This window comes from Acrocarpospora corrugata (assembly GCF_009687845.1).
Taxonomy (GTDB): domain Bacteria; phylum Actinomycetota; class Actinomycetes; order Streptosporangiales; family Streptosporangiaceae; genus Acrocarpospora; species Acrocarpospora corrugata.
The window spans coordinates 91,788-103,948 of the sequence record NZ_BLAD01000045.1; the positions used below are offsets into that span (position 1 = coordinate 91,788).

Sequence of the window (12,161 nt, forward strand, 5' to 3'; positions counted from 1 at the left end):
ACTTCTCTGCGTCCTTTGCTTGGTGGTGCGCTCGACTACCAGCGGTAGTGAGCGAAGGCCTTGTTGGACTCGGCCATCTTGTGGGTGTCCTCGCGCTTCTTGACGCTCGCGCCGAGGCCGTTGCTGGCGTCGAGGAGCTCGTTCATGAGGCGCTCGGTCATGGTCTTCTCACGGCGGGCGCGGGAGTACTGCACCAGCCAGCGCAGGGCCAGGGTGGTGCTGCGCGCCGCGCGCACCTCGACCGGGACCTGGTACGTGGCGCCACCGACCCGACGGCTGCGGACCTCAAGGGTCGGCTTGACGTTGTCGAGAGCGCGCTTGAGCGTGACGACCGGGTCGTTGCCGGTCTTATCCTTGCAACCCTCAAGGGCGCCGTACACGATCGACTGAGCGATCGAGCGCTTGCCGTCCAGGAGGACCTTGTTGATCAGAGAGGTGACCAGCGGCGAGTTGTGCACCGGGTCGGACATGAGCTGGCGACGCCCAGGAGAACCCTTGCGAGGCATTACTTCTTCTCCTTCTTGGCGCCGTAGCGGCTGCGGGCCTGCTTGCGGTTGCGGACGCCCTGGGTGTCGAGCGAGCCGCGGATGATCTTGTAGCGAACACCGGGGAGGTCCTTCACACGACCGCCACGGACGAGCACGATCGAGTGCTCCTGCAGGTTGTGACCCACACCGGGGATGTAGGCCGTGACCTCGATGCCATTGGTCAGGCGAACACGAGCGACCTTACGAAGGGCCGAGTTCGGCTTCTTCGGGGTGGTGGTGTAGACGCGGGTGCAGACACCGCGCCGCTGAGGGCTGCCCTTGAGCGCAGGAGTCTTGGTCTTGGAGACCTTGTCCTGCCGGCCCTTGCGGACCAACTGCTGAATCGTGGGCACTACAACAACTCCGTTTCGTGCCTATGCCGGTGATACGAGAACATGCGTTTTCGCAGGTACTGCCGGTGTCATGACCTGCTGGTTTTCCTTCTCCGCCGACCCACGCGGTCGGGCGTGTCGCGTACGGATCGCGCTACGCCCTTGCTGGGATTGGAGAGAGCCACCCGGCGCGACCTGCGCGCACGCGTGCGGACCCACGAACAGTGGGCACGAAGAGCAAGAGTACCCAGCCCCACGCAACACGTCAAAACGGCCGCGCTCAGCGGGTCATCGGGATCCCGTGCCCGGGTCCCCGGCCCACCTTTCCAACGCAGGCCGATATTTGAGTCCTCGGCAAGTCTACTCGTAGCCGTGGAGTCCTCGCGCCGTTAAAAACAAGAACGCCCGGATCCGAGGATCCGGGCGTTCTTGTCTGGTGACTAGCGGCCGTACTGGCCGAAGTCGTACTCCTCCAGCGGGACGGCTTCGCCGGAGCCCGAACCGAAGGTGTAGTCGGAAGCGGAGCCGTCGTAGCCGCCCACGGTGTACATGGCGGCCTTGGCCTCCTCGGTCGGCTCGACCCGGATGTTGCGGTACTGGGGCATGCCCGTACCGGCCGGGATGAGCTTGCCGATGATGACGTTCTCCTTGAGGCCCAGCAGCGAGTCCGACTTGGCGTGGATCGCCGCGTCGGTCAGCACCCGGGTGGTCTCCTGGAAGGAGGCCGCCGACAGCCAGGACTCGGTGGCCAGCGACGCCTTGGTGATGCCCATCAGGACGGGGCGGCCGGAGGCGGGGGTGCCGCCCTCGGCGACGCACTCGCGGTTGATGCGCTCGAACTTCGGCCGCTCCACCAGCTCACCGGGAAGCATGTCGGCGTCGCCGGACTCCAGCACGTTCACGCGCTTGAGCATCTGGCGGACGATGACCTCGATGTGCTTGTCGTGGATGGACACACCCTGCGAGCGGTACACCTGCTGGACTTCCTCCACCAGGTGCAGCTGCACGGCGCGCGGGCCGAGGATGCGGAGCACCTCGTTGGGGTTGCGGGCACCGGCGATCAGCTGGTGACCGACGTCGATGTGCTGCCCCTCCGAGATGGCGAGCCTGGACCGCATCGACACCGGGTAGGCGATCTCGTCAGAGCCGTCGTCCGGGGTGATCACGATCTTGCGGGTCTTGTCCGTCTCGTCGATCCTGACCCGGCCGGTGACCTCGCTGATCGGAGCCACACCCTTGGGGATGCGGGCCTCGAACAGCTCCTGCACACGCGGCAGACCGTGGGTGATGTCCGCGCCCGCCACACCACCGGTGTGGAAGGTACGCATGGTCAGCTGGGTGCCGGGCTCACCGATCGACTGGGCCGCGATGATGCCGACCGCCTCGCCCACGTCGACCAGCTTGCCGGTGGCCAACGACCGCCCGTAGCAGGTGGCGCAGACTCCGATCTTGGCCTCGCAGACCAGCGTGCTCCGGGTCCTGACTGTCCCGATACCGGCCTCCACCAGCGCCGACACGGTGATGTCGGTGATGTCGGTGCCGGCCGTGGCGATCAGCTTGCCATCGACCTCCACGTCCTCGGCCAGGATCCGGCCGTGGATGTTGCTCTCCGCGTTCTCGGCCTTGACCAGGTTCCCGGCCAGGTCGCGCTCGGCGGTGTGCAGCGGGACCGCGCGGTCGGTGCCGCAGTCGATCTCGCGGACGATGACGTCCTGGGCCACGTCGACCAGACGACGGGTCAGGTAGCCGGAGTCGGCGGTCCGCAGCGCGGTGTCCGCCAGACCCTTCCGCTGGCCGTGGGTGGAGATGAAGTACTCCAGCACCGACAGGCCCTCCCGGAAGGAGGACTTGATCGGCCGCGGGATCGTCTCGCCCTTGGTGTTGGACACCAGGCCGCGGATACCGGCGATCTGCCGGACCTGCATCAGGTTTCCACGCGCGCCGGACTGGACCATCATCCAGATCGGGTTCGTCTTGGAGAACGCGCTCTGCATGTCCTCGGTGACGTCACTGGTGGCGTGGGTCCAGATCTCGATGAGCTCCTGACGGCGCTCCTCGTCGGTGATCAGACCGCGGTCGTACTCGCGCTGGACCTTGTCGGCCCGCTTCTCGTACGACTCCATGATCGCCGCCTTGTTCGGCGGGGCGATGACGTCGTCGATCGAGATGGTGACCCCGGCCCGGGTCGCCCAGTAGAAGCCGGCGTCCTTGAGCGCGTCCAGAGCGTTGGCGACCTCGACCTTGGGGTAGGTCTCGGCCAGCTCGTTGACGATCGCGGACAGCTGCTTCTTGCCGACCTGGTAGTTCACGAACGGGTAGTTCCCGGGCAGCGTCTGGTTGAACAGGCAGCGGCCGAGCGTCGTCTCCAGACGCAGCGGGTCGCCGACCTCCCAGCCCTCGGGCGCCTCCCAGCCACGCGGCGGGGCGACGTCCTTCAGCCGGACCTGGACCTTCGCCTGCAGGTCCAGCTCGCGCCTGTCGTAGGCCATCAGCGCCTCGGAGACCGAGCCGAACACCCGGCCCTCACCCACGGCGTCGTCGCCCTGGGTGGTGAGCGAGTAGAGCCCGATGACCATGTCCTGGGTGGGCATCGTCACCGGCTTGCCGTCGGCCGGCTTGAGGATGTTGTTGGTCGAGAGCATCAGGATGCGCGCCTCGGCCTGGGCCTCGGCCGACAGCGGCAGGTGCACGGCCATCTGGTCGCCGTCGAAGTCCGCGTTGAACGCGGTGCAGACGAGCGGGTGGATCTGGATGGCCTTGCCCTCGACCAGCTGCGGCTCGAAGGCCTGGATGCCCAGGCGGTGCAGGGTCGGCGCCCGGTTGAGCAGCACCGGGTGCTCGGTGATGACCTCTTCGAGCACGTCCCACACGACCGGGCGGGCCCGCTCGACCATGCGCTTGGCCGACTTGATGTTCTGCGCGTGGTTGAGGTCCACCAGGCGCTTCATCACGAACGGCTTGAACAGTTCCAGCGCCATCTGCTTGGGCAGGCCGCACTGGTGCAGCTTCAGCTGCGGGCCGACCACGATGACCGAACGGCCGGAGTAGTCGACTCGCTTGCCCAGCAGGTTCTGCCGGAACCGGCCCTGCTTGCCCTTCAGCATGTCGCTGAGGGACTTGAGGGGACGGTTGCCGGGCCCGGTGACCGGGCGGCCGCGGCGGCCGTTGTCGAACAGCGCGTCGACGGCCTCCTGCAGCATGCGCTTCTCGTTGTTGACGATGATCTCGGGCGCGCCGAGGTCGAGCAGCCGCTTGAGGCGGTTGTTCCGGTTGATGACCCGGCGGTACAGGTCGTTCAGGTCGGAGGTCGCGAACCGGCCACCGTCCAGCTGCACCATCGGGCGCAGGTCCGGCGGGATGACCGGGATGCAGTCCAGGACCATGCCGGCGGGCGAGTTCCTGGTGTTCAGGAACGCCGCCACGACCTTGAGCCGCTTGAGCGCGCGGGCCTTCTTCTGCCCCTTGCCGCTGCGGATCGTCTCGCGCAGGTTTTCTGCCTCCTGATCGAGGTCGAAACTCTGCAGCCGCTCCTGGATCGCCTGCGCGCCCATGCCGCCCTTGAAGTAGCGGCCGAAACGGTCGCGCATCTCGCGGTACAGCATCTCGTCGCCCTCAAGGTCCTGGACCTTGAGGTTCTTGAAGCGGCTCCACACCTCGTCCAGCCGGTCCAGCTCGCGCTGGGCCCGGTCACGGAGCTGCCGCATCTCGCGGTCGGCGCCCTCGCGCACCTTGCGGCGCGCGTCGCCCTTGGCTCCGGCGGCCTCCAGCTCGGCCAGGTCGCCTTCCAGTTTCTTCTGCCTGGCCTCGATGTCGGCGTCGCGGCGCTGCTCGACGTGCTGCCGCTCGACGGAGATCTTGGCCTCCAGCGAGGGCAGATCGCGGTCGCGCATCTCCCCGTCCACCTGCGTGATCATGTACGCCGCGAAGTAGATGACCTTCTCCAGGTCCTTCGGGGCGAGGTCCAGCAGGTAGCCCAGACGCGACGGAACACCCTTGAAGTACCAGATGTGGGTGACCGGCGCGGCCAGCTCGATGTGGCCCATCCGCTCACGCCGCACCTTGGCCCGGGTCACCTCGACGCCGCAGCGCTCACAGATGATGCCCTTGAACCGGACGCGCTTGTACTTGCCGCAGTAGCACTCCCAGTCCCGGGTCGGGCCGAAGATCTTCTCGCAGAAGAGTCCGTCCTTCTCGGGCTTGAGGGTGCGGTAGTTGATCGTCTCCGGCTTCTTGACCTCCCCGTGCGACCACTGACGGATGTCGTCAGCGGTCGCCAGGCCGATCCTGAGCTCGTCGAAGAAGTTGACGTCCAGCATGTGCTATCTCCCCCTCAGACTTCTTCCACGCTGCTCGGCTCGCGCCGGGACAGATCGATACCGAGCTCCTCCGCGGCGCGGAAGACATCCTCGTCGGTGTCCCGCATCTCGATGGACATGCCGTCGCTGGAGAGCACCTCGACGTTGAGGCAGAGCGACTGCATTTCCTTGATGAGGACCTTGAAGGACTCCGGGATACCCGGCTCGGGAATGTTCTCGCCCTTGACGATCGCCTCGTAGACCTTCACCCGGCCGAGCACGTCGTCGGACTTGATGGTGAGCAGCTCCTGCAGCGCGTACGCGGCGCCGTAGGCCTCCAGGGCCCATACTTCCATCTCGCCGAACCGCTGCCCGCCGAACTGCGCCTTACCGCCCAGCGGCTGCTGGGTGATCATCGAGTACGGGCCTGTCGACCGGGCGTGGATCTTGTCGTCGACCAGGTGGAGCAGCTTGAGGATGTAGATGTAGCCGACCGAGACCGGGTGCGGGAACGGCTCGCCTGAGCGGCCGTCGAACAACCGGGCCTTGCCGTTCTCCTGGACCATGCGCGAGCCGTCCCTGTTCTTCAGGGTGTTGCTCAGCAGGCCGACGATCTCCTCCTCCAGGGCGCCGTCGAACACCGGCGTGGCGACCTTGGTGAACGGGTCCACCTCGCCGAGGCCCTTGTCACGGAGGCGTTCCGCCCACGCGTCCTCGACCCCGGTCACGTCCCAGCCCCGGGCGGCGATCCACCCCAGGTGGGTCTCCAGGACCTGGCCGACGTTCATTCGGCCGGGCACCCCCAGCGGGTTGAGCACGATGTCGACGGCGGTGCCGTCCTCAAGGAACGGCATGTCCTCGACCGGAAGGATCTTGGAGATGACGCCCTTGTTGCCGTGCCGGCCCGCCAGCTTGTCGCCGTCGGTGATCTTGCGCTTCTGCGCCACGTACACCCGGACCAGCTCGTTCACGCCGGGGGGGAGCTCGTCGCCCTCCTCGCGGCTGAACACGCGGACGCCGATGACCTTGCCGGACTCGCCGTGCGGCACCTTCAGCGAGGTGTCGCGGACCTCCCGCGCCTTCTCACCGAAGATCGCGCGGAGCAGCCGCTCCTCGGGGGTCAGCTCGGTCTCGCCCTTGGGCGTGACCTTGCCGACCAGGATGTCGCCGGTGACGACCTCGGCCCCGATCCGGATGATGCCACGCTCGTCCAGGTCGGCCAGGACCTCTTCTGAGACGTTCGGGATGTCCCGGGTGATCTCCTCGGGGCCCAGCTTGGTGTCGCGGGCGTCGACCTCGTGCTCCTCGATGTGGATCGAGGAGAGGACGTCGTCCTGGACCAGGCGCTGGGAGAGGATGATCGCGTCTTCGTAGTTGTGGCCCTCCCATGGCATGAACGCCACGAGCAGGTTCTTGCCGAGCGCCATCTCACCGGTGTCGGTGCACGGCCCGTCGGCGATGACCTGGTTGACCTCGACCCGGTCCCCCTCGGCCACGATCGGCTTCTGGTTGAAGCAGGTGCCCTGGTTGGAGCGCTTGAACTTGGCCACCCGGTAGGTGGTGCGGGTGCCGTCGTCGTTCATGACGGTCACGTAGTCGGCCGAGACCTCCTCGACCACACCGGCCTTCTCGGCGTTGATCACGTCGCCCGCGTCAGTGGCGGCGCGGTACTCCATGCCGGTGCCGACCAGCGGGGCCTCGCTCTTCAGCAGGGGCACCGACTGGCGCTGCATGTTGGAGCCCATCAGGGCGCGGTTGGCGTCGTCGTGCTCCAGGAACGGGATCATGGCGGTCGCCACCGACACCATCTGGCGCGGCGAGACGTCCATGTAGTCGACCTCGCTCGGGTGCACGGCCTCGAACTCGCCGCCCTTCCTGCGGGCCAGCACGCGCTCCTCGGCGAAGGCTCCGTCGGGGTGCAGCGTCGTGTTGGCCTGGGCCACCACGTGCCGGTCCTCCTGGTCGGCGGTGAGGTAGTCGACCTGCGCCGACACCTTGCCGTCGATGACCTTCCGGTACGGCGTCTCAACGAACCCGAAGGAGTTGATCCGCCCGAAGGAGGCCAGCGAACCGATCAGGCCGATGTTCGGGCCTTCCGGCGTCTCGATCGGACACATCCGGCCGTAGTGGGACGGGTGCACGTCACGGACCTCGAAACCGGCCCGCTCCCGGGAGAGACCGCCGGGGCCGAGGGCCGACAGACGCCGCTTGTGGGTCAGACCGGCGAGCGGGTTGGTCTGGTCCATGAACTGCGACAGCTGCGAGGTGCCGAAGAACTCCTTGATCGACGCCACCACTGGGCGGATGTTGATCAGGGTCTGCGGCGTGATGGCCTCGACGTCCTGGGTGGTCATGCGCTCCCGGACGACGCGCTCCATCCGGGCCAGGCCGAGGCGCACCTGGTTCTGGATCAGCTCGCCCACGGTACGGAGACGACGATTGCCGAAGTGGTCGATGTCATCGGTCTCGATGATCACCGAACCGTCGGCGCCCATGGTGTCCTCGCCGGCGTGCAGCCGGACGATGTACTCGATGGTGGAGACGATGTCCTCGTCGGTCAGGGTGCCCTGAGAGATCTCAGAGTCGACCCCGAGCTTCTTATTGATCTTGTATCGGCCGACCTTGGCCAGGTCGTACCGCTTGGGGTTGAAGTACAGGTTCTCAAGCAGCGTCTGCGCGGACTCCTTGGTCGGAGGCTCGCCCGGACGGAGCTTGCGGTAGATGTCCAGCAGCGCGTCGTCCTGGCCGGAGGTGTGATCCTTCTCCAGGGTGGCGCGCATTGATTCGTACTGGCCGAAACGCTCCAGAATCTGGTCGGTGGTCCAGCCGAGCGCCTTGAGCAGGACCGTGACGGCCTGCTTGCGCTTGCGGTCGATACGGACGCCGACACTGTCGCGCTTGTCGATCTCGAACTCGAGCCAGGCGCCACGGGACGGGATCACCCGGCAGCCGTACAGATCCTTGTCGGAGGTCTTGTCGACCGAACGGTCGAAGTAGACACCCGGGGATCGCACCAGCTGGGAGACCACGACACGCTCGGTGCCGTTGATGATGAAGGTGCCCTTCGAGGTCATGAGCGGGAAGTCGCCCATGAACACGGTCTGGCTCTTGATCTCACCGGTGGTGTTGTTGATGAACTCCGCCGTCACGAACATCGGCGCGGAGTAGGTCATGTCCTTGTCCTTGCACTCGTCTACCGAGTACTTGGGCGGCTCGAACCGGTGATCCCGGAACGAGAGGGACATAGTTCCGGAGAAGTCCTCAATGGGACTGATCTCCTCAAAAATCTCTTCTAGGCCCGACTGGGCGGGTACGTCCTTCCGTCCGGCCAGCCTGGCCGCCTCGACCCGAGCCTTCCACTTCTCGTTACCGAGCAACCAGTCGAAGGACTCGGTCTGAAGAGCTAGAAGATCCGGAACTTCGAGCGGCTCCTGAATACGTGCGAAAGACACGGTACGGGGACCGGCGGGTACGGCGGAGGCGTTGCGCGAGGCTGCCAACAGATGTCCTTCCGAGGGCTCGCGGACTGACTACACGCACGCCAGACGACCATGCAGCAAGGTAACTGAGAGAAGCGGTCGTCAAAGGGCAGCGCAAAGGGGCAGTGTAGCCGATGGGCATACACCTGTCCACTCCGCTCTCGCTCTGCGCTCCACGTTGCTGGCAGCATCACCCGTCTGCGCCGAAACGTCAAGCCCGAGAGCCGACATTTCAGCTAACCAATGGCCAGCACGCTGGGTTTTTCCCTTCCGCGCCACATTCGAAAGCCGCAAGACCCTGTCGATACCCTGGACCGGGGGCAGCTAACGCTCTGTCACGCGGAGGACCGAACGTTGACCGACGGTCGACCTCTGCCGTGCATTGGGGATCCCCGGGCGTGGACGCGCCAAACCCAACCTTGACTAACAATTGAATAACGCGCCTCAGCGGATGGGCGTGTTGCCCAAGAGGGTGGAAAGGTCCGAAACCAGCCAACGATCAGCGACACGTACCATGACCAGCCGCGCCCTGTTCTGGACCACCTGCTGGCGAGGGCTTCCCGTGCTGGTTTCGGACGAAGACGTGGTCACGTTGAGGAAGACCAGTACCCGGACCTCGGCGGTGGTCGCGGACTCCACCGCGGCGTCCGCCACTACCGCCTGTTGCACCTTCTTCTGCTTGATCGCGGTGGGCGCCAGGGTGGTCGCGAGGCGGTCGTACTGGGCCACCAGATCGCCCGTCGCGTGCCCCCGGGCCCGGGCCAGATCTTCCTTGATCGTCCGGTAGTCGTAGGAGAGCATGTCGGCCGCGTAGATCCTGGCCGCGTTGACCGCCTCCTGGCCCGCCCGCTCCCCTCCGGTCAGGCTCCGCAGGTCCAGATAGAGCCACCCGGCCGCCCCCGCGGCCAGCAGTGCCACCACCGCCAGGAAAGCCGTCAGCCGGAGCTTCACGAGACCAGCTCCGCCTTGGCCACCAGCCACTTGCCGGACTCCTTGACCAAGGTCATCCGCCACCGGTAGAAGCGCTCCTCGGCCGGGTCGTCCCGGTCCGCCCAGTTGATCACCGCGTCCGCCACCACCAGCGCCTGCGCGTCCGTGGCCGTGAACGAGGTCAGCCCGGAGGCGCGGAGCACGCCCGTCTGGAGCACCTTGTTCTTCAGGGTGGCCGCCTTCAGGGTCGCCTGGTAGCCGGTTTTGGCCTCGCCGGTGGAGGTGGCCAGGATGCGGTTGAGGGTGGAGTCGATCGTGCGGTGGTCCACCGACATCAGGTTGATCGCGTGGGTGGAGGCGGCCGTGATCGCAGCCTGCCGGTCGGCCGCCACGGCGAGCTCCTCGGCCCTGGCCTGCCAGGCCAGCCAGCCGCCGGCGGCGAACGCCAGGGTGAGCGCGACCAGGGCGGCGTTCAGCTTGGCCGGGGCCCTGCGGACGTCACGCGCCACCCCGGCCTCCGCTGGGGGTCAGCTGCGGCGGGATGGGCGGCAGCTCGCCGGGATCCTGGCCGAGCAGCGCCTCGGCCGCCAGCTCGGTCACGTCCTTCTCCTCCGACATCCCGATCGGGCCGTGCCTGCGGGCGTTCAGGAACTGCCGTACGGCCGGCTCCGCGCTGGACAGCACCCGCTCGCGCGGCCCGAACATGACCAGTTCGCGGCGGAACAGCAGGCCGATGTGGTGCGGGACGGTTCTGGCGCTGTTGATGTCGTGCGTGACGATCAGGAACGTCGCCCCGGTCTCGTGGTTCAGGTCGACGATCAGCTGGTTCAGGTAGGCGGTCCGGACCGGGTCGAGGCCGGAGTCCGGCTCGTCGAACAGGATGATCTCCGGATCCAGGACCAGCGCGCGGGCCAGCCCGGCCCGTTTGCGCATCCCGCCGGAGATCTCCCCCGGCATCTTGTGCTCGGCCCCGACCAGGCCGACCAGTTCCAGCTTCGCCGCGACCAGCCGGCGGATCTGGGCCTCCTTCATGCGGGTGTGCTCACGCAAAGGGAAGGCGATGTTCTCGTAAAGATTCAGCGACCCGAACAGCGCGCCGTCCTGGAACAGGACCCCGAACAGGCGGCGCAGCTCGTACAGCCGGCGCTCGCCGCAGGTGGCCAGATCATGGCCGTTGATCCAGATGTGGCCACGGTCGGGGCGGATCAGGCCGACCAGCGCCTTCAGGAAGACCGACTTGCCGGTGCCGGACGGGCCGAGGAGCACCGAGATCTGGCCAGCCGGGATCGTCATCGTGACGTTCTCCCAGACGACCTGACGGCCGAACGACTTCGTCAGACCCTCGACCACGATTTCCACGCCCACACAGGCACGGTATAGGAACGCAAAAGGAGCGGCCCACCGAAATGGGCCGCTCCTTATTGACAAGAATTACTTGACGGTGACGCTGGCGCCGGCGCCCTCGAGGGCAGCCTTGGCCTTCTCCGCCTGCTCCTTGGTGACCTTGCCGTCGAAGACCGACTTGGGAGCGCCGTCCACCAGGTCCTTGGCCTCCTTGAGGCCCAGGCTGGTGAGGGTGCGGATCTCCTTGATGACCTGGATCTTCTTGTCGCCGGCCGACTCGAGCACGACGTCGAACTCGTCCTGCTCCTCGACTTCCTCAACGGCGGCGGCGGGGCCGGCGGCAGCGGCGACCGCGACCGGGGCGGCGGCCTTGACGTCGAAGGTGTCCTCGAAGAGCTTCACGAAGTCGGACAGCTCAAGGAGGGTCATCTCCTTGAAGGTGTCGAGCAGCTCGTCGGTGCTGAGCTTCGCCATGGTGTTCCTCCAGTGAATCTAGCTAAACGTTTAAAAAAGGGACCGCGGTCTGCGTTTCCCCCCGCTTTCGCGGACCTTCCTGATTACTCGCCGGCCTCTTCGCGCTTCGCGCGCAGGGCTTCGGCCAGTCGAGCCATCTGCGTGGGCAGCGCGGCGAAGGTGGCGGCAGCCTGCGACTGCTTGGCCTTCATGGCGCCGGCCAGCTTCGCGAGGAGAACCTCGCGCGACTCAAGGTCAGCCAGCTTGGAGATCTCGTCCGGGGTCATCGCCTTACCGTCGACGACACCGCCCTTGATCACCAGAAGGGGGTTGGCCTTGGCGAATTCCCGCAGACCCTTGGCCGCCTCCACCACGTCGCCCTTGACGAAGGCGATCGCGGTCGGGCCCTTGAGCAGCCCGTCCAAGGCGGTGATCCCGGCGTTGTTCGCCGCGATCTTGGTCAGCGTGTTCTTCGCCACGGCGAACTTCGCATTCCCACCGAGAGAGACGCGCAGCTGCTTGAGCTGGGCGACGGTGAGACCGCGGTATTCGGTCAGAACAGCGGCGCTGGAGCTGTCGAACTCGCTAGTGAGCTCGGCGACCGCGCCGGTCTTCTCCGACTTCGCCATGGGCCCTCCTTCCAGATGTGCCGCCGGCGAAGGCATGAAAACGAACAAGCCCCGGCGCAGGGCGCACGGGGCTCACGTTAAGCGAAGCTCACATCCACACCTGCGCGGGCCGTCCACTTCACGTGGATCCTTCGGTCAACGGGCCTCTAGGCACCCGAAGACAACCAGCGGT

General features: G+C 66.5%; 9 protein-coding genes. All 9 read right to left on the bottom strand.

The annotated features are described in order from the left end of the window. Window positions 1-35: 35 nt before the first annotated feature. The 9 genes from rpsG to rplJ all read right to left on the bottom strand — a co-directional run bounded on the left by rpsG (window position 36) and on the right by rplJ (window position 11,989). Window positions 36-506 carry a 30S ribosomal protein S7 gene (gene rpsG, locus Acor_RS12935; protein ID WP_155336856.1) on the bottom strand — a complete coding sequence of 157 codons (471 nt, stop codon included), beginning with the start codon at window positions 504-506 and terminating at the stop codon, window positions 36-38. Beyond that, window positions 506-880 carry a 30S ribosomal protein S12 gene (gene rpsL / locus Acor_RS12940; RefSeq protein WP_030451506.1) on the bottom strand — a complete coding sequence of 125 codons (375 nt, stop codon included), beginning with the start codon at window positions 878-880 and terminating at the stop codon, window positions 506-508. The genes rpsG and rpsL overlap by 1 nt, the downstream gene beginning before the upstream one ends. Window positions 881-1,299: 419 nt before the next feature. Then, window positions 1,300-5,175 carry a DNA-directed RNA polymerase subunit beta' gene (locus tag Acor_RS12945; protein WP_155336857.1) on the bottom strand — a complete coding sequence of 1,292 codons (3,876 nt, stop codon included), beginning with the start codon at window positions 5,173-5,175 and terminating at the stop codon, window positions 1,300-1,302. 14 nt (window positions 5,176-5,189) lie between these two features. Beyond that, window positions 5,190-8,654, bottom strand: coding sequence for a DNA-directed RNA polymerase subunit beta (gene rpoB, locus Acor_RS12950; RefSeq protein ID WP_155336858.1), 3,465 nt, complete (start codon window positions 8,652-8,654; stop codon window positions 5,190-5,192). Between the two features lie 423 nt (window positions 8,655-9,077). Next, complete coding sequence (locus Acor_RS12955) at window positions 9,078-9,584, bottom strand: hypothetical protein (protein ID WP_246238618.1); 507 nt, start codon at window positions 9,582-9,584, stop codon at window positions 9,078-9,080. Further along, complete coding sequence (locus Acor_RS12960) at window positions 9,581-10,072, bottom strand: hypothetical protein (protein WP_155336859.1); 492 nt, start codon at window positions 10,070-10,072, stop codon at window positions 9,581-9,583. The genes Acor_RS12955 and Acor_RS12960 overlap by 4 nt, the downstream gene beginning before the upstream one ends. Next, window positions 10,062-10,928 carry an ABC transporter ATP-binding protein gene (locus Acor_RS12965; RefSeq protein ID WP_155336860.1) on the bottom strand — a complete coding sequence of 289 codons (867 nt, stop codon included), beginning with the start codon at window positions 10,926-10,928 and terminating at the stop codon, window positions 10,062-10,064. The genes Acor_RS12960 and Acor_RS12965 overlap by 11 nt, the downstream gene beginning before the upstream one ends. Before the next feature lie 66 nt (window positions 10,929-10,994). Next, entirely contained in the window at window positions 10,995-11,381 is a 387-nt protein-coding gene (gene rplL, locus Acor_RS12970) for a 50S ribosomal protein L7/L12 (RefSeq protein ID WP_155336861.1), read from the bottom strand. 83 nt (window positions 11,382-11,464) lie between these two features. Further along, window positions 11,465-11,989: a 50S ribosomal protein L10 gene (gene rplJ, locus Acor_RS12975; protein WP_155336862.1), complete on the bottom strand. Its 525-nt coding sequence runs from the start codon at window positions 11,987-11,989 to the stop codon at window positions 11,465-11,467. Between the last annotated feature and the right edge of the window lie 172 nt (window positions 11,990-12,161).